18 protein-coding genes are annotated in these 16,431 nt (G+C 72.0%); 11 read left to right on the top strand and 7 right to left on the bottom strand.

The window, feature by feature from the left end; genetic code table 11:
- Positions 1–149: 149 nt before the first annotated feature.
- Positions 150–1,325 carry a quinolinate synthase NadA gene (gene nadA, locus O7600_RS10155; RefSeq protein WP_091577160.1) on the bottom strand — a complete coding sequence of 392 codons (1,176 nt, stop codon included), beginning with the start codon at positions 1,323–1,325 and terminating at the stop codon, positions 150–152.
- A 43-nt stretch (positions 1,326–1,368) separates the two neighbouring features.
- On the opposite strand from nadA, the gene O7600_RS10150 reads away from it, so the two are divergent.
- From O7600_RS10150 to O7600_RS10135, 4 genes are all read left to right on the top strand, one after another.
- Entirely contained in the window at positions 1,369–2,529 is a 1,161-nt protein-coding gene (locus O7600_RS10150) for a glycerate kinase (protein WP_281593368.1), read from the top strand.
- A 137-nt stretch (positions 2,530–2,666) separates the two neighbouring features.
- Positions 2,667–3,038, top strand: a complete 372-nt coding sequence (gene erpA / locus O7600_RS10145) for an iron-sulfur cluster insertion protein ErpA (RefSeq protein ID WP_091573194.1) — start codon at positions 2,667–2,669, stop codon at positions 3,036–3,038.
- A 196-nt stretch (positions 3,039–3,234) separates the two neighbouring features.
- Positions 3,235–4,209, top strand: a complete 975-nt coding sequence (locus tag O7600_RS10140) for a carbohydrate kinase family protein (protein ID WP_091573195.1) — start codon at positions 3,235–3,237, stop codon at positions 4,207–4,209.
- Positions 4,206–4,760 carry an ATP-binding protein gene (locus tag O7600_RS10135; RefSeq protein ID WP_348651369.1) on the top strand — a complete coding sequence of 185 codons (555 nt, stop codon included), beginning with the start codon at positions 4,206–4,208 and terminating at the stop codon, positions 4,758–4,760. Before O7600_RS10140 ends, O7600_RS10135 begins: the two co-directional genes overlap by 4 nt.
- A gap of 68 nt (positions 4,761–4,828) precedes the next feature.
- Here the strand turns inward: O7600_RS10135 and O7600_RS10130 are convergent, their stop codons facing one another.
- Both O7600_RS10130 and O7600_RS10125 read right to left on the bottom strand, forming a co-directional pair.
- Positions 4,829–5,053: a sulfurtransferase TusA family protein gene (locus O7600_RS10130; RefSeq protein WP_091573197.1), complete on the bottom strand. Its 225-nt coding sequence runs from the start codon at positions 5,051–5,053 to the stop codon at positions 4,829–4,831.
- Positions 5,050–6,201: an aminotransferase class V-fold PLP-dependent enzyme gene (locus tag O7600_RS10125; protein ID WP_281593366.1), complete on the bottom strand. Its 1,152-nt coding sequence runs from the start codon at positions 6,199–6,201 to the stop codon at positions 5,050–5,052. The genes O7600_RS10130 and O7600_RS10125 overlap by 4 nt, the downstream gene beginning before the upstream one ends.
- A gap of 172 nt (positions 6,202–6,373) precedes the next feature.
- Between O7600_RS10125 and coxB the strand changes: the two genes are divergently transcribed.
- Positions 6,374–7,345 (top strand): cytochrome c oxidase subunit II, encoded by a 972-nt coding sequence (coxB, locus tag O7600_RS10120; RefSeq protein WP_281593365.1) that lies wholly within the window; start codon positions 6,374–6,376, stop codon positions 7,343–7,345.
- 10 nt (positions 7,346–7,355) lie between these two features.
- Positions 7,356–7,784 carry a cytochrome c oxidase subunit 4 gene (locus O7600_RS10115; RefSeq protein ID WP_281593364.1) on the top strand — a complete coding sequence of 143 codons (429 nt, stop codon included), beginning with the start codon at positions 7,356–7,358 and terminating at the stop codon, positions 7,782–7,784.
- A 485-nt stretch (positions 7,785–8,269) separates the two neighbouring features.
- Here O7600_RS10115 and O7600_RS10110 read toward each other — a convergent pair whose 3' ends face one another.
- The 4 genes from O7600_RS10110 to O7600_RS10095 form a co-directional block, all read right to left on the bottom strand.
- Positions 8,270–8,467, bottom strand: a complete 198-nt coding sequence (locus O7600_RS10110; RefSeq protein WP_281593363.1) for a hypothetical protein — start codon at positions 8,465–8,467, stop codon at positions 8,270–8,272.
- A gap of 105 nt (positions 8,468–8,572) precedes the next feature.
- A complete protein-coding gene (gene trpD / locus O7600_RS10105) occupies positions 8,573–9,619 on the bottom strand; it encodes an anthranilate phosphoribosyltransferase (RefSeq protein WP_281593362.1) in 1,047 nt (348 codons plus the stop codon).
- An 81-nt stretch (positions 9,620–9,700) separates the two neighbouring features.
- Positions 9,701–10,099, bottom strand: a complete 399-nt coding sequence (locus O7600_RS10100) for a hypothetical protein (RefSeq protein WP_091573203.1) — start codon at positions 10,097–10,099, stop codon at positions 9,701–9,703.
- An 81-nt stretch (positions 10,100–10,180) separates the two neighbouring features.
- Positions 10,181–11,116 carry a cytochrome c oxidase assembly protein gene (locus tag O7600_RS10095; RefSeq protein WP_281594118.1) on the bottom strand — a complete coding sequence of 312 codons (936 nt, stop codon included), beginning with the start codon at positions 11,114–11,116 and terminating at the stop codon, positions 10,181–10,183.
- A gap of 126 nt (positions 11,117–11,242) precedes the next feature.
- Here O7600_RS10095 and O7600_RS10090 point away from each other — a divergent pair, with 126 nt between their 5' ends.
- The 5 genes from O7600_RS10090 to O7600_RS10070 all read left to right on the top strand — a co-directional run bounded on the left by O7600_RS10090 (position 11,243) and on the right by O7600_RS10070 (position 16,421).
- Positions 11,243–11,842 carry a heme-copper oxidase subunit III gene (locus O7600_RS10090; RefSeq protein WP_091573205.1) on the top strand — a complete coding sequence of 200 codons (600 nt, stop codon included), beginning with the start codon at positions 11,243–11,245 and terminating at the stop codon, positions 11,840–11,842.
- Positions 11,843–11,914: 72 nt separating this feature from the next.
- Entirely contained in the window at positions 11,915–12,748 is an 834-nt protein-coding gene (locus O7600_RS10085; RefSeq protein ID WP_091573206.1) for a cytochrome c, read from the top strand.
- Positions 12,749–12,815: 67 nt separating this feature from the next.
- Positions 12,816–13,904, top strand: coding sequence for a Rieske 2Fe-2S domain-containing protein (locus O7600_RS10080; protein WP_099164235.1), 1,089 nt, complete (start codon positions 12,816–12,818; stop codon positions 13,902–13,904).
- Positions 13,901–15,532: a cytochrome b N-terminal domain-containing protein gene (locus tag O7600_RS10075; RefSeq protein ID WP_281593361.1), complete on the top strand. Its 1,632-nt coding sequence runs from the start codon at positions 13,901–13,903 to the stop codon at positions 15,530–15,532. Before O7600_RS10080 ends, O7600_RS10075 begins: the two co-directional genes overlap by 4 nt.
- Positions 15,533–15,740: 208 nt before the next feature.
- Positions 15,741–16,421, top strand: a complete 681-nt coding sequence (locus O7600_RS10070) for a DUF4142 domain-containing protein (protein ID WP_281593360.1) — start codon at positions 15,741–15,743, stop codon at positions 16,419–16,421.
- Positions 16,422–16,431 lie beyond the last annotated feature (10 nt).

The following is a 16,431-nucleotide window of genomic DNA, read 5'->3' as shown; positions in this document are numbered from 1 at the left end:
GAATCGCGGTCATCGAAAAACGGCCCGCGTGTGTCGTCGCCCCGGCAGCATAGCCCTCCGTGACGAGAATGGAATCGGTCACATCGCCAGCGAGGGCACGAACCGGGGTGTCCGGTGCGTTTCCGTGCCAGCGGGGTGACGGAAGGTGATCAGACCCCCGGCAGGGCGAGCATCTGGTCCAGCGCCGTCCGGGCGTGTCGGGCGGTGTCCGGGTCGACGGTGATCTGGTTGACCACGCGACCCGCGACCAGCTCCTCCAGCGCCCAGACGAGGTGCGGCAGGTCGATCCGGTTCATCGTCGAGCAGTAGCAGACCGCCCGGTCGAGGAACATGATCTGCTTGTCCGGGTGGGCCAGCGCGAGCCGGCGGACCAGGTTCAGCTCCGTGCCCACCGCCCACGCCGAGCCGGCCGGGGCCGCCTCGATCGTGGAGATGATGAACTCGGTCGAGCCCACCAGGTCGGCGGCGGTGACGACCTCGTGCCGGCACTCCGGGTGCACCAGCACGTTGACGCCGGGCACCCGGGCCCGCACGTCGTTCACGCTGTCGAGCGTGAAGCGGCCGTGCACCGAGCAGTGCCCGCGCCACAGGATCATCTTCGCGTCGCGCACCTGCTCCGGGGTCAGCCCACCGCCCGGCTTGTGCGGGTCGTAGAGCACGCAGTCGTCCAGCGAGAAGCCCATCTCCAGCACCGCCGTGTTGCGGCCCAGGTGCTGGTCGGGCAGGAACAGCACCTTGCGGCCCTGCTCGAACGCCCAGTCCAGGGCGCGCTTGGCGTTGGACGAGGTGCACACCACGCCGCCGTTGCGGCCGACGAAACCCTTGATGTCGGCCGAGGAGTTCATGTAGGTCACCGGGACCGTGTCGGCGGCGACACCCAGGTCGGTCAGCGTGTCCCAGGCGGCCTCGACCTGCGTCAGCACCGCCATGTCCGCCATCGAGCAGCCGGCGGCCAGGTCGGGCAGGATCACCTTCTGCGCGTCCGAGGTGAGGATGTCGGCGCTCTCGGCCATGAAGTGCACACCGCAGAAGACGATGTACTCCGCGTCGGGCCGGGCCGCGGCCTCCCGGGCCAGCTTGAACGAGTCGCCGGTCACGTCGGCGAACTGGATCACCTCGTCGCGCTGGTAGTGGTGGCCCAGCACGAACACCTTCGTGCCGAGCGCGGCCTTCGCCGCCGCCGCGCGGGCCACCAGGTCGGGGTCGCTCGGCGCGGGGAGGTCACCCGGACACTCCACGCCACGCTCGGTGGCGGGGTCGCTGCCGCGGCCGAGGAGCAGCAGCGCAGTGGCGGTGTTGGAGGGCTCAACCCAGGTCGAAGTCACGACCCCATGGTCCCACAGCCCGGCCGCCGCGCAGCCGCCACCGATGTGGCCTGCCACACTGCTCGGCATGCGCGTGCTGCTCTGCCCGGACAAGTTCGCCGGCACGCTGCCGGCCCCGGAGGTCGCCGCCGCGGTGGCCGAGGGCTGGCGGAGCGTCGCCCCCGACGACGAACTGCTGCTGCGACCCCTCGCCGACGGCGGGCCCGGGTTCGTCGCCGTGCTCGCCGAGGCGCTCGGCGGACGCCGGCTGCCGGTGCCCACGGTCGACCCGCTGGGCCGCCCGGCCGCCGGTGAGATCCTGCTCACCGACGACGGCGTGGCCTACCTGGAGAGCGCGCAGGCGTGCGGCCTGCACCTGCTGTCGCCCGCCGAGCGCGACCCGAAGGCCACCACCTCGTACGGGCTGGGCCTGCTCGTCGCCGCCGCGGTCGAGGCGGGCGCGCGGACCGTGGTGGTCGGGCTGGGCGGGTCGGCCACCAACGACGGGGGCGCCGGCATGCTCGTCCCGCTCGGTGTGACGGCGCTCGACGGGGTCGGCCGGGCCCTTCCGTACGGCGGCGCGGCGCTCGCGGCCGTGGCCGGGCTCGACGGCGCTCCCCGGCTGCGCGGAGCGGCGCTGGTCGCCGCCACCGACGTGGACAACCCGCTGCTCGGGCTGCACGGCGCGAGCAGCGTCTTCGGGCCGCAGAAGGGCGCCACCCGGGCGGACGTGCTGCTGCTCGACGCCGCGCTGGAGCGCTGGGCCGACGTGCTGGTCGAGCGGCTGCCCGACTGCCCGCCCGGGCTCGGCGCGCTGCCCGGCGGCGGCGCGGCCGGCGGACTCGGCGCGGCGGTGCTGGCCCTGGGCGGCCGGTGTGAGTCGGGCATCGGGCTGGTCACCCGGGCGGTCGACCTGGACACCGCGCTGGACGCCGTCGACCTGGTGGTCACCGGCGAGGGCTCGTTCGACCACCAGTCGCTGCGCGGCAAGGTGGTCGCCGGCGTGGCCGGGGCGGCCCGTGACCGCGGCGTGCCCTGCGTGGTGCTGGCGGGACGGGTGAGCACCGGCCGGCGGGAGGCCGCCGCGGCCGGTGTGACCGAGGCGCACAGCCTGGTCGAGCACTTCGGCGGCGAGGAGCACGGGGGAGTGGCCGCGGCGATGGAGCGCCCGGCCGAGGGGCTGCGGGCGCTCGGGGCCCGCCTCGCCGGCCAGTGGAGCCGCTGAGCGCGTTCCGCTGGTCACGCCGCCGGGTGGTCACGCCGGCAGCGGCGTACGATCGGAGACGGACCACCGGGAATACTGGCGGACGTGCGGCGTTGGCCAGTACGTCCGGACCTCATACCGCGCAGGGAGACTTCCACGTGACCACGCCAGCGCAGACCGAGTCGACCGAGGCCACGCAGGCCCCCAGCACCGTCGTCCTCACCGACGTCGCGGCGCAGAAGGTCAAGGCCCTGATCGAGCAGGAGGGCCGCGACGACCTGCGGCTCCGGGTCGCCGTGCAGCCGGGTGGCTGCTCCGGCCTGCGGTACCAGCTCTTCTTCGACGAGCGGTCGCTCGACGGTGACGTCGTCACCGACTTCGGCGGTGTCGAGGTCGTCGTCGACCGGATGAGCGCCCCCTACCTGGCCGGTGCCACCATCGACTTCGCCGACCGGATCGACGCCCAGGGCTTCACCATCGACAACCCGAACGCCGGCAACTCCTGCGCCTGCGGCGACTCCTTCAGCTGAGTCGGCGGGCCCCACTCGACCGGAAACGGCGGGACCACCCCGGACGGGGCGGTCCCGCCGTTTCGTCGTACCGGTGGGTGTCCGTGCGGTGACGTCCGGATGTGCGGGGGGCGACCGGTCGGCGGCCGACCGCCGTCCGGGCGACCGGACCGACCGGTAGGCTGACCGCGCCGTGCTCCCGACCACGAGGGTTGACATGAAGATCGCCGTGACCGGCTCGATCGCGACCGACCACCTGATGAGCTTCCCCGGCCGCTTCGCCGACCAGCTCATCGCCGACCAGCTCGACAAGGTCTCGCTGTCCTTCCTCGTCGACGAGCTGGTGCTGCGGCGCGGTGGCACCGCCGCCAACATCGCGTTCGGCATGGCCCAGCTCGGGCTGCGACCGGTGCTCCTCGGCGCCGTCGGCGCGGACTTCGCCGACTACCGCTCCTGGCTGGAGCGGCACGGCGTCGACTGCGACTCGGTGCACGTCAGCGAGGTGGCGCACACGGCCCGCTTCGTCTGCACCACCGACACCGACATGTGCCAGATCGCCTCGTTCTACGCCGGCGCGATGAGCGAGGCCCGCAACATCGAGCTGTCCCCGGTCGCGCAGCGGCTCGGCGGGCTGGACCTGGTGCTGGTCAGCGCCAACGACCCGGCCGCGATGATCCGGCACTCCGCCGAGTGCCGTGACCGCGGCTACTCCTTCGTCGCCGACCCGTCGCAGCAGCTCGCCCGGATGGACGGCGCGGACGTGCTCGGGCTGATCGACGGCGCCGACTACCTGATGACCAACGAGTACGAGCGGTCGCTGCTGCAGAGCAAGGCCGGTCTCACCGACGAGCAGCTGCTGGACCGGGTGAAGGTGCGGGTCACCACGCTCGGCAAGCAGGGCGTGGAGATCGCCGGCCGGGAGGTCGGCACCATCCGGGTGCCGATCGCGCGGGAGATCCAGGCGGTCGACCCGACCGGCGTCGGCGACGGCTTCCGGGCCGGCTTCTTCGCCGCGCTCGACTGGGGTGTCGGCCTGGAGCGCGCGGCCCAGGTCGGCTGCCTGCTGGCCACGCTCGTGCTGGAGAACTTCGGCGGCCAGGAGTACGAGGTCCGCCGGGACCTGTTCGTGAAGCGGCTCGCCGAGTCGTACGGCGACGCGGCCGCCGAGGACGTCCGGCCGCACCTGCTGTGACCGGCGTGGCGGGCCCGGCCGGCGGCGGGGTGGACCCGGAGGTCCGCGCCGGTGCCGGCGGCCCGCTGCTGGTCGCGTTCGCCGGGCTGCCCGGCGTGGGCAAGAGCACCCTGGCCGCCCGGGTCGGCGCCGCGCTGCGCGCCCCGGTGCTGCCGGTCGACCCGGTCGAACGGGCACTGGGCCGCTACGGCCTCACCGGCGACGTGCCCGGCATGGCCGCCTACGGGGCGGTCGCCGGGCTGGCCGAGGTGCAGCTCGGCCTGGGGTTCAGCGTGGTGGTCGACGCGGTGAACCCGGTCGCCAGCGCGCGCGGCCTCTGGCACGACCTGGCCGAGCGGGCCGGGGTGCCGCTGCGGGTGATCGAGGTGCACTGCGGCGACGAGGCGGAGCACCGCCGCCGGGTCGAGGCCCGGCCGCCCGAGGAGCACGTCACCTGGGAACAGACGCTGCGGCGCCGGGCCGAGTACGAGCCGCTGATCGGCCCGCGCCTGGTGGTCGACACCGCCGTGGCCGTCGACCCGCTGCCCGGCATCCTCGCCTACCTGCGCTGAGCTCGGGCCGTCGCCGGCGTTAAAAGGGGCCCCCTGCTCTACCCGAGGCGTTAAGAAGGGGCCCTTCCTTACACCCGGACGTCGTAGGCGGGACCGGCGTGCGGGTGGGCGGCGAGGAACTCGTGCCCCCGCATCCGGCACCACGCCGGGATGTCCACCGCGGCGGCCGGGTCGTCGGCGAGCACCCGGACCACCGCGCCGGCCGGCAACCCGGGCACCCGGCGAGCGAGATTGATCACCGGCAGCGGGCAGCGCTGCCCCCGACAGTCGAGCACCTCGTCCGGTTCGCTCACAGGCCGGTCACCCCCGCCTCGGCGCGCAGGGCCGCGACGATCCCGGGCAGCTCCGCCAGGAACCGCTCCACGTCCGCCTCGGTGGTCTCCCGGTGCAGCGACACCCGCACGTTGCCGTGCGACAGCACCCCCATCGCCTCCAGCACGTGTGACGGCCGCAACGTCGAGGACGTGCAGGACGAGCCGGAGGAGACCGCGAAGCCCCGCCGGTCCAGCGCGTGCAGCAGCGCCTCGCCGTCCACGTACAGGCAGGAGAACGTCACCAGGTGCGGCAACCGGTCCACCGGGTCGCCGACCACCTCCACGTCCGGCACCTCCGCCGCCACCCGGGTCCGGACCCGGTCCACCAGCGGCGCCAGCCGGGCCGCCTCGGCCGCCGCGTCGGCCGCCGCCGCGCGCAGGCTCGCCGCCGCGGCCACCACCGCCGGCAGGTTCAGCACCCCCGGCGTACGCCCCGACTCCCGCTCGTCGGCCGGGTACGGCGACTCCCACCGGGTGCCCTTGCGCACCACCAGCAGCCCGACGCCGGGCGGGCCGCCCCACTTGTGCGCGCTGGCGGTCAGCACCGACCAGCCCGCCGGCAGCGGCGCCCGGCCGACCAGCTGCGCCGCGTCCACGTACAGCGGCACCCCGGCCTCGGCGCACAGCTCGGCCGCGGCGGGCACCGGCTGCACGGTGCCCACCTCGTGGCTTGCCCCGATCAGCGCCGCGAGGGCCACGCCGGGGGCGGCCACCGCCGCCGCCCAGGCGTCCAGGTCCAGCCGGCCCAGCCGGTCCACGGGTACGGCGACCGCGTCGCCCCCGCCGGCGGTGTGCCGCCGCGCGGCGTGCAGCACCGCCGAGTGCTCGATCGCCGAGTGCACGAGCGTCGCCCCGGCCCGCCGCCGCCCGGCCAGGCCGCCGAGTACGGCGGCGTGCGCCGCCGCCGTGCCGCTGGGGGTGAAGGAGAGCTCGTCGGCGCGGACGCCGAGCGTCTGCGCGGCGGCCTCCCGGGCGGCGTCGAGGAGCTGGCGGGCCCGGCGGGCCGGCGCGTAGAGCCGGGCCGGGTCGGCCCAGCCGTCGTCCAGGGCGGCCAGCATCGCCTGCCGCGCCACCGGGTGGAGCGGAGCGGCGCTGGCGGCGTCCAGGTAGACCGGGGAGGCGTTCATGACGTTCCACGCTATCGCTCGGGTACGCCCAAGATCCCCCCGATGGGGGCGGACAGTGACCCCAAGACGGTCACGCCCGCCATGGTCGAGTAATCTGCGACCGTCGGTGACGCCTTTGCCGTCGGTGTCAAGAACACGGAATCGCCGCGGCGCGCTAGGGAGGCAGGACCAGGTGGTCGCAAGGAGTTCGGAGGTACGGCCGTCGGCCGTACGGCACAGCGCTTCCCCGGGGGCCGGTGGGCGCCGGCGGCGTGGTGCTGGTCGAATCGCCGGGCTCGGTCTCGGCGGAGCGGCGCTGCTGGTTCTGCTCACCGGCTGTGACGTCGGCAAGACGTTCGACGGCTTCGGCTGGCCGCAGGGCGGCATCACCCCCGAGTCGCACCGGATGTACGACCTGTGGATCGCGTCCTGCATCGCGGCGCTCGCGGTCGGCGTCTTCGTGTGGGGCCTGATCTTCTGGTGCGTGATCCGCTACCGCAAGCGTGGCAACGAGCTGCCGGTGCAGACCCGCTACAACCTGCCGATGGAGTTCCTCTACACCATCGCGCCGATTCTCGTGGTCTCCGTGCTCTTCTACTACACGGCGGTCGTACAGACCGACGTGAACAAGGAGTCGAAGAACCCGGACGTCACCGTCGAGGTCGTCGCCTTCAAGTGGAACTGGCAGTTCAACTACCGCGACGGCCAGGGCCGTGACGCCAACACCGTCGCCTCGGTGCTGGGCACCAGCGAGGTCATCCCGGTGCTGGTGCTGCCGAGCGGCCGGTCGATCCGGTTCGAAGAGCAGAGCCGCGACGTCGTCCACTCGTTCTGGGTGCCGGAGCTGCTGTTCAAGCGCGACGTGATGCCGGGCAGCATCCGCAACACGTTCGAGGTCTCCAGCATCGACCAGGAGGGCGCGTTCGTCGGCCGCTGCGCCGAGCTGTGCGGCAGCTACCACGCCTTCATGAACTTCGAGCTGCGGGTCGTCTCGCCGGAGAAGTACGAGCAGTTCCTGGCGGCCAAGAAGGGCGGCCAGTCGACCCAGGACGCGCTCAAGGCGATCGGCGAGCCCGAGTACGCCACCGAGACGAAGCCGTTCGACACCCGGCGCAACAAGGACAACTTCAACCCGTCCGACGCGACGGCCGGCGCGGGAAGCTGAGGGGTTCGGCATGAAGACCGAGTGGAAGATCTTCCTGACCATCGCCACGTTCCTCCTCGGCGCGACCATCCTCTACGGCGCCTGGACGTACGCCGACAGCAACGGCCGGGTCGAGTGGGTCGGCACCGTGGCGCTGCTGCTCTCGTTCCTGCTCTGCTCGATGTGCGGCGGCTTCTTCTGGTTCGTCTCCCGCCGTATCGACCTGCGTCCGGAGGACCGGGCGGACGGTGAGATCGCCGACGGCGCCGGTGAGATCGGCTTCTTCAGCCCGGGCAGCTACTGGCCGTTCGGCCTGGCCCTGGCCGCCGCGATCGCCGGCCTCGGGCTCGTGTTCTGGCAGTTCTGGCTGCTGGGCCTGGGCATGGTGGCGGTAGTCTTCGCCACCTGCGGGCTGCTCTTCGAGTACTACTCCGGCACCCGCCGCACCGCCGAGCACTGACCCCCGAACCACCAGTCAGGCCCGCCGCCCCTCCGGGGCAGCGGGCCTGAATGCTTCCCCCGACGGCTCTCTGTGGCGGATGTCGGCTTGTGGACGACGGGTCGCCGAGATCTCGGCCGGACACGGGCGGTGGCGCCTGGTGCGGGATGGTCGGGCGCTCCTGCCCCTCCCGCGCCCGCCTCGCGCTCGTCCGGCGCCGGCTCTGGGCGCCTGTCGGTCCGCCCGCTGCCTGCCCTGACCCACCTGTCTGAGTTTGGTCAAGGAGTTTGTGTCGCCGGGGGCGTCGTCACCTGACGCCAACTCCTTGATCACCGGGTGCTGGCGTGGGGGCCGCGGTCGGCTGGCGGGTGGGAGGGGTGTGACGTCGTTGCGCTGGTCGCCGCTGGCCGGCGGCGTGGACCTTTCGGCGGTGGCTCGTCCTCCCGAGGTCCGAGCGGCGGACGAGAAGAAGATCGGCCCTCGGGCGGGAGCGGCGACGGGGTGGGTCAGGCAGCGTGGCGGTGGGTGGCGCGCCGGGCCGGGCGGCGGGCCGGGCGCAACGCGTGCGTGGCGATCAGGATCGCCGTGCCGCAGCCGGTGCAGATCAGCTCGGGGCAGTCGACGCCGTGCCCGTCGCCGCAGGGCGGCGCCTCGAACAGCACGACGCCCACACAGGTGTCGCAGGGCAACTCGCGGGCGGACACGGGCGTCTCCTCTCGGTCCGGTGCCGGTCGCGGCGGGGAAGCCATCGACCGAAAACGGGAAATTACTCCCGTGTAGTTTGGCACGCGGGTATGACAGGCACCCGTTCAGGCGGTGCGGGCGACCTCCAGCCAGCGGTCCAACGCGGCGGCGGCGGAGCCCGAGTCCACCGACTCGGCGGCCCGGGCCAGGTTGGCCCGCAGCGCCTCGTGCAGGTCTCCGTCGAGCGGGCCCTGGGTGGACAGCGCGACCGCGGCGTTCACCAGCACCGCGTCCCGCACCGGGCCGGTCTCGCCGGCCAGCAGCCGCCGGACCACGTCGGCGTTGTAGACGGCGTCTCCGCCCCGCAGGTCGGCCAGGGTGGCCCGGGGCACCCCGAGCTCCGCCGCGTCCAGCACGGCCTCCCTGACGGCGCCCTGCTGGGCCACCCAGACCCGGGTCGGCGCGCCGGTGCTGAACTCGTCCAGCCCGTCCTCACCGCGGACCACGATCGCCGAGTCGCCCCGGGCGGCGAAGACGGCCGCCATCACCGGCGCCATCCGCCGGTCGAAGCAGCCGACCGCGCCCGCGCGCGGGCGCGCCGGGTTGGTCAGCGGGCCGAGGAAGTTGAACGCGGTCGGTACGCCGATCTCCCGCCGGACCGGACCGGTGTGGCGCATGCCGGGGTGGAACCGGGCGGCGAAGCAGAAGCCGATGCCGGCCTCGGTGACGCAGCGCGCCACCTGCTCCGGTTCCAGGTCCAGCGGCACGCCGAGCTGCTCCAACACGTCCGCCGTGCCGCACGAGGAGGAGGCGGCCCGGTTGCCGTGCTTGACCACCCGGACCCCGGCCCCGGCGACCACCAGGGCGGCCATGGTGGAGATGTTGACCGTGTGGGCCAGGTCCCCGCCGGTGCCCACCACGTCCAGCGCGGTGGCGCGTACCTCCTCGGGCAGGCGTACCGGCACGGCCCGGGTGAGCATCGTCTCGACCAGGCCACCCAGCTCGGCCGGGGTCTCACCCTTGGTGCGCAGCGCCACGGCGAACCCGGCGATCTGCGCCGGGGTGGCCGAGCCGGCCATGATCTCGCCCATCGCCCAGGCGGTGTCGGCGGTGGAGAGCTCCTCGCCGCGCAGCAGCGCGTTGAGCAGAAGCGGCCAGGTCCGTTCGCCCATGGCGGGCCTCCCGAGCGGCGTGAGTGAAGCGGTTGGGGGGCGTGCGCCACGGCCGCGTTCGCCGTGGCGCCGCGGGGTGGATCAGGCCGCGGCGTGGGTGCGGCGCAGCAGCTCGACCACGGTGCTGCCGGCGGTCACCGGGTCGAGCGGGTGGGTCAGCGTGGCGTCGACCTCGGCGTACGCGGCCAGCCAGCGGTCGGCGGCGCGGGCCAGCACCACGCAGGTCGGCGGCGCGTCGTCGCGGTCGTCCTTGATCTGGCGGGCGATGCCGATGCCGCCGCCCGGGCTCGCCTCGCCGTCGAGCAGCAGCAGATCGATCTCGTAGTCGTCGACCAGCCGGACGCAGCCGGCGTAGTCGTCGGCCTCGACGAACTCGATCTCGATGCCGGGCGCCGGCCGGGTGCCGACGGCGAGCCGCATCCGGTCCCGGACCTTCGGGTCGTCGCTGTAGAGCAGGACGGTGCAAAGACGATCGCTCATCGTGACGTGGCTCCCACCTCGTAGCTGCCCGCTGATCGTAGCGGGCGTCACATTCGACCCGACGCCCCGCCCGGGCGGGACTCAGGCGCTGGCCTCCGCGGCCTTCTGGCGGGCCTCCTGGCGGTCCAGTTCCCGGTCCAGCCGGCGGGCCTCGCGCTCGGACTGCTTGATCCACTGGACCACCAGCACGGCCAGCATGGTGACGCTGACGAACTCGCCGCCGGCCCAGAGCACGCCGCCGGCGACCACCTGGTCCTCCCAGGGGTCGGACCAGGACAGGTTCAGCGACGGGTACCAGTCGCCGCCGAACAGCGTGGTGCTCTGCATGATGGTGAGTCCGAGCACGGTGTGGAACGGCACGGAGAGCACCATGAGCAGCGCGCGGGCCGGGTAGGGCCAGCGACCGGGCAGCGGGTCCAGGCCGAGCAAGGGCCAGAAGAAGACGCAGCCGGTGGCGATGAAGTGCGCGTGCACCAGCTCGTGCGCCCACTCGTGCCGCAGCGTGAACTCGTAGAGGTCGGTGAAGTAGAGCGCGAACGGGTTCACCACGAAGATGGTGAACGCCACCAGCGGGAAGCTGTAGATCCGGGCGATCCGGCTGTGCACGATCGCCAGCAGCCGCTTGCGGGGCCGCACCGGCAGCGTGCGCAGCGCCAGCGTCACCGGGGCGCCGAGGGCCAGGAAGATCGGCGCGATCATCGACAGCACCATGTGCTGCACCATGTGCACCGAGAGCAGGGTGGTGTCGTACGCGCCGAGGCCGGTGAGCGTGACGAGCGCGATGCCGCCGAGGCCGGGGCCGAGGAACGCCACGGTGCGGATGACCGGCCAGCGGTCGCCGCGCAGTCGCAACCGGTGCACCCCGTAGAGGTAGAGGCCGGCGGCGAGCACCAGGCCCAGGGCGAGCCAGCTGTCCAGCCGGGTCTCGGTGAGCACCCGGGCGACGGTGAACGGCGGCGGGGCGACCTCGCCTCCCGCCGCGAGCGTCGCCGGAGCCGCCGAGGTGACGGCGAGGATCTGATCGACGTGCAGCACGCTTTTCAGGGTAGGTCAGGCGAAGCGGACGACCACGATCGGGCCACTGCGGGCACCGGTTTGCCACCCCGCTGATCGTCGGTCCCGGTCAAGGGCAATAATGACCGCGTGACTGCGGCCCCAGCCATTGACAAGAGCCGGATCCACTCCCTGACGCGTCCCAACATGGTCAGCGTCGGGACGATCGTGTGGCTCTCCAGCGAACTCATGTTCTTCGCGGCGCTGTTCGCGATGTACTTCTCGATCCGCGCGGCGGCGCCGGAGCTGTGGGAGAAGCACACCGAGGCCCTCGACGTGCCCTACGCGACCACCTTCACGGTGATCCTGGTGCTCTCCTCGGTGACCTGCCAGCTCGGTGTCTTCGCGGCCGAGAAGGGCGACGTCCACGCCCTGCGTCGGTGGTTCACGATCACCTTCGTGATGGGCCTGATCTTCGTGCTCGGTCAGCTCAACGAGTACCGCCACCTGGTGCACGAGGGCGTCAAGATCAATGAAGACGGTTACGGGTCGATGTTCTACCTCACCACCGGCTTCCACGGTCTGCACGTGACCGGCGGTCTGGTCGCCTTCATCATCTTCATGATCCGCACCACCATGGGTCGGTTCACTCCGGCCCAGGCGACCTCGGCGATCGTCGTGTCCTACTACTGGCACTTCGTCGACGTCGTGTGGATCGGGCTCTACGCCATGATCTACTGGCTTCAGTGATCTTGGCGCGTCACGAACCGCGCCGCTGCTCCGTCCCCTGAGACAAGGTCCAACCGGTTAAGGACACAGGTCATGACTTCTGACAACGACCGCCGACGCGGTCTGCTCGCGCGGCTGCGCGGGCGGCCCGTAGCGCGCAGCAGGGGCCGCCGCCGGCTGGGTGCCGCGGTCCGGCTGGCCGCCGCGCTGATGCTGGCCGGCGGCGCCTACACCGTCTTCGCCCCGGGCGTGCAGGCGCAGGACAACCCGCCGCTGAGCGCCGCCGGCAACGAGGGCAAGGCGCTGTTCGACGTGAGCTGTGTGACCTGTCACGGTCGCAACGCCCAGGGCGTCGAGGGACGGGGTCCGAGCCTGATCGGCGTCGGATCGGCCTCGGTGGAGTTCCAGGTCAGCAGCGGCCGCATGCCGATGGCCCGGCAGGAGGCCCAGGCGATGCGCAAGCCGCCGGTCTTCACCGACGAGCAGGTGCGCCAGCTGGGCCAGTACATCCAGGAGCTGGGCGGTGGCCCGCAGGTGCCGTCGGGCAACCTGCGTGAGGGCGCCAACATGTCCACCGGCGGCGAGCTGTTCCGGATCAACTGCTCGCAGTGCCACGCCTTCGGCGGTGGTGGCGGCGCGCTCTCCTCCGGCAAGTACGCCCCGAGCCTGAAGCCGGCCAGCGACCGGCAGATCTACGCCGCCATGCTGAGCGGCCCGCAGAACATGCCGGTGTTCGGCGACAACCAGATCACTCCGCAGGAGAAGGCGGACATCATCGCCTACATCCAGGAGACCCTGAAGCACGACCAGGACCAGGGCGGTTTCAACCTGGGCCGGTACGGCCCGTCGACCGAGGGTCTGGCGATCTTCCTGGTCGGCATCGTCGCGCTGGTCTTCGCGAGCCTGTGGATTGCGGGCAAGTCGTGACCCGGCCGAACATCTGTATCATTGCCCTGGTGCCGGCCACCGGCGCCACGCGTAGCGAGGTGACGGCATGAGCACCCACACCGAGCACCAGGCCCAGCCGGGCCCGGAGCCGCTCGACGTGAACGACCCCCGGCTCTCCCGGTTCGACATCGTGCAGGAAGGCGCCCGGCGCGACGACATCGAGATCGTCCACTACGAGGCGCAGGTGGTCCCGGGCAGCAAGGCCGAGCGTCGGCTGACCCGCACGGTCGCCATGATGTTCCTGCTGACCGGTGCCTTCGCCACCGCCTTCCTGGCGATCTACATCTGGTGGCCGTGGCAGTGGGAGGCCGGCCGGGGCGGCGACAAGCTCTACACCCCGCTGCTCGGCCTGACCCTGGGCCTGGCGCTCCTCGGCGTCGGCTTCGGCATCCTGACCTGGGGCAAGAAGCTGCTGCCCAAGGAGGTCTCGATCCAGGACCGGCACGACCAGGTCGACAACCCGGAGGATCGCAAGATCACCGGTGAGACCATGCTCTACCTGGCCGACGAGCTCGGGGTGAAGCGCCGTCCGCTGCTCGGCATCTCGCTGCTCGCCGGTCTCGCGCCGGTCGGCGCGGTGGTCGCGGCTCCGCTGGTCGGTGGTCTGATCCAGCAGCCGCACAAGAACAACCAGATGTTCACCACCGGCTTCCAGCCGGCCGAGGGCGGCGAGAAGATCCGGCTGATCCGCGAGGACGGCCGCCCGATCCGCCCCGCGGACGTCAGCGTCGGCGGTCAGCTCACCGTGTTCCCCGGCATCGAGGGTGGCGTCAGCAACAAGCACGCCGACTCGCCGACCCTGCTCATCCACCTGCGCGAGGACGACGCGCAGAAGTCGCGCGAGGCGAACGAGCGCAAGGGTCGCGGCGACTACATGTGGGGCAACTACGTCGCGTTCTCCAAGATCTGCACGCACGCCGGCTGCCCGGCCAGCCTCTACGAGCAGCAGACCAACCGGCTGCTCTGCCCCTGCCACCAGTCGCAGTTCCTCATCACCGACAACGCCAAGCCGATCTTCGGCCCGGCGAACCGGCCGCTGCCGCAGCTGCCGATCGAGGTGGACGAGGAGGGCTTCTTCGTGGCGAGGTCCGACTACACCGAGACCATCGGTCCCGACTTCTGGGAGCGGCCATGAAGCGCCGAAAGTTCGATCGGGCCGCGCTGCCGGCCAAGACCGCCGGGGCGGTTGACGACCGCTTCCAGGTCGCCACGCCGCTGCGCAAGCTGCTGAACAAGGTCTTCCCCGACCACTGGTCGTTCCTGCTCGGCGAGATCGCGCTCTTCTCGTTCGTGGTCCTGCTGCTGACCGGTGTGTTCCTGACCTTCTTCTACGAGCCGGCGATGACCGAGGTGGTCTACGACGGCAGCTACGCGCCGCTGCGTGGCACCCCGATGTCGGCCGCGTACGCCTCCAGCCTGGACCTCTCGTTCGACGTCCGCGGTGGTCTGATCATGCGGCAGATGCACCACTGGGCGGCCCTGCTGTTCATGGCCGCGATCGTGGTGCACATGCTCCGGGTCTTCTTCACCGGCGCGTTCCGCAAGCCGCGTGAGACCAACTGGATCATCGGCTCGCTGCTGTTCTGGGTCGGCTTCCTGGCCGGCTTCACCGGCTACTCGCTGCCGGACGACGGCCTGTCCGGCACCGGTCTGCGGATCGCCTCCGGCATCATCCTGTCGATCCCGGTGATCGGTTCCTGGGTCAGCTCGTCGATCTTCGGCGGGGAGTTCCCCGGCACCATCATCATCAGCCGCTTCTTCATCGCCCACGTGCTGCTCATCCCGGGCCTGCTGGTGGCGCTGATCAGCGTGCACCTGGGCCTGGTGTTCAAGCAGAAGCACACCCAGTGGCCCGGCCCCGGCCGGACCAACGAGAACGTGGTCGGCGAGCGGATGTTCCCGCGCTACGCGCTCAAGCAGGGCGGCTTCTTCATGGTCGTCTTCGGCGTGATCGCGCTGATGGGTGGCCTCTTCCAGATCAACCCGATCTGGTACTTCGGCCCGTACGAGGCGTGGGTCGTCTCGGCGGCCAGCCAGCCCGACTGGTACGTCATGTTCCTCGACGGCTCGACCCGACTCATGCCGGGCTGGGAGATCAGCATCCCGATCGGCGACGGATACGTCATCCCGCCGCTGTTCTGGCCGACGGTCGTGCTCCCGGGCATCCTGGTGGGCCTGTCGACGATGTACCCGTTCCTGGAGGCGCGCCGCCTCAAGGACTACAAGCACCACAACCTGCTCCAGCGGCCCCGGGACGTTCCGGCCCGGACCGCGGTGGGCGCCATGGCCGTCGCCTTCTACGTCGTGCTGACGCTCTCCGGCGGCAACGACGTGATCGCCGACAAGTTCCACATCAGTTTGAACGCGATGACCTGGGCCGGCCGGATCGGTCTGCTGGTCGTCCCGCCGCTGGCCTACTACATCACCTACCGGATCTGCCTGGGTCTCCAGCAGCACGACCGGGAGGTGCTGGCCCACGGCGTGGAGACCGGCATCATCAGGCGCCTGCCGGACGGCCGGTTCGTCGAGGTCCACCAACCGCTCACCTCGGCGGACGGCCACGACGGTCACGCGCCGGCGCTGGACTACGTCGGCTGGGTGGTACCGAAGAAGATGAACCGGCTGGGCGCTCTCGGGCCCGCCATCCGGGGCTTCTTCTACCCGATCGAGAAGCCGGCCGAGGCGCCGGTCTCGCCGGGCCACCCGCCGGTCGAGCCCCGACCGGAGCGGGAGGAGATCAGCAGCGGCGAGAGCCGTCGCTGACCCCTTCGAGTACGACCGACAGTGGCGCCCGCCGGACATCCGGCGGGCGCCACTGCCGTTTCCGACCCCGTCGTCCGGTTGTACCGTCGACCGCCCGACGGCTCCGCTCCGGTGCCCCGCCGCCCCCGGACACGGACGGGTGGAATCGCAGGAATAACCCCGGTCAGCCGGGTATCCGTGCGGTCCGACGTCTCATGGGGGAGGAAGCATGTTGGGAATCAAACGCCTGGGTCTGCTGGCCGCGCTGGTGGTCGTGGGGCTGGCGCCCGCCGCCGCGGCGCAGGCCGCGGCGCAGCCGTCGACGCAGGACACCCAGTACCTGCAGGCGGTGCACCAGGTCAACCTGTACGAGATCACCGCCGGTAACCTGGCCCAGCAGAAGGGCCAGAACCAGCAGGTCAAGGACTTGGGCAAGATGTTCGTGACGGACCACACCCAGCTGGACCAGACGGTGCAGTCGACTGCCCAGCAGCTCAACGTGCAGCTGCCGGCCGACCCCACCGCCGACCAGCAGAAGGTCCTCGACAAGCTGAACAACCTCAGCGGGGCCGAGTTCGACAAGGCGTGGGTGACCGCTGAACTCGCCGGCCACGTCCAGGCCATCCAGGCCACCCAGACGGAGATCTCACAGGGCTCCGAGCAGTCGGTGGTGCAGCTCGCCCAGGACGCGCTGCCGGTCCTCCAGGCGCACTACGACGCGCTGGTGGCCCTGGCCCAGACCCTGGGTGTCCCGGTCCCGCAGACCAGCGCCAGCGGCACGCCCGGCCCGGGTGGCACCACGTCGCCGGCTCCGGGTGGCGGCGGCACCGAGTCGCCGGCTCCGGGCGGCACCGAGACCGAGGAGCCCGCTCCGGGCACCACGGAGTCCCCGGCGCCCGCGCAGAGCTGACGCATCGCAC

The organism is Micromonospora sp. WMMA1998 (genome assembly GCF_027497375.1).
Classification (GTDB): domain Bacteria; phylum Actinomycetota; class Actinomycetes; order Mycobacteriales; family Micromonosporaceae; genus Micromonospora; species Micromonospora sediminicola.
This window is presented reverse-complemented; position numbering and strand designations above follow the sequence as displayed.

Coding starts and splice junctions, on each gene's coding strand:
- O7600_RS10150 (WP_281593368.1), top strand. CDS start 1,369: ATGTGGCCTGCCACACTGCTCGGCATGCGCGTGCTGCTCTGCCCGGAC.
- O7600_RS10140 (WP_091573195.1), top strand. CDS start 3,235: ATGAAGATCGCCGTGACCGGCTCGATCGCGACCGACCACCTGATGAGC.
- O7600_RS10125 (WP_281593366.1), bottom strand. CDS start 6,201: ATGAACGCCTCCCCGGTCTACCTGGACGCCGCCAGCGCCGCTCCGCTC.
- O7600_RS10115 (WP_281593364.1), top strand. CDS start 7,356: ATGAAGACCGAGTGGAAGATCTTCCTGACCATCGCCACGTTCCTCCTC.
- trpD (WP_281593362.1), bottom strand. CDS start 9,619: ATGGGCGAACGGACCTGGCCGCTTCTGCTCAACGCGCTGCTGCGCGGC.
- O7600_RS10100 (WP_091573203.1), bottom strand. CDS start 10,099: ATGAGCGATCGTCTTTGCACCGTCCTGCTCTACAGCGACGACCCGAAG.
- O7600_RS10085 (WP_091573206.1), top strand. CDS start 11,915: ATGACTTCTGACAACGACCGCCGACGCGGTCTGCTCGCGCGGCTGCGC.
- O7600_RS10080 (WP_099164235.1), top strand. CDS start 12,816: ATGAGCACCCACACCGAGCACCAGGCCCAGCCGGGCCCGGAGCCGCTC.
- O7600_RS10075 (WP_281593361.1), top strand. CDS start 13,901: ATGAAGCGCCGAAAGTTCGATCGGGCCGCGCTGCCGGCCAAGACCGCC.
- O7600_RS10070 (WP_281593360.1), top strand. CDS start 15,741: ATGTTGGGAATCAAACGCCTGGGTCTGCTGGCCGCGCTGGTGGTCGTG.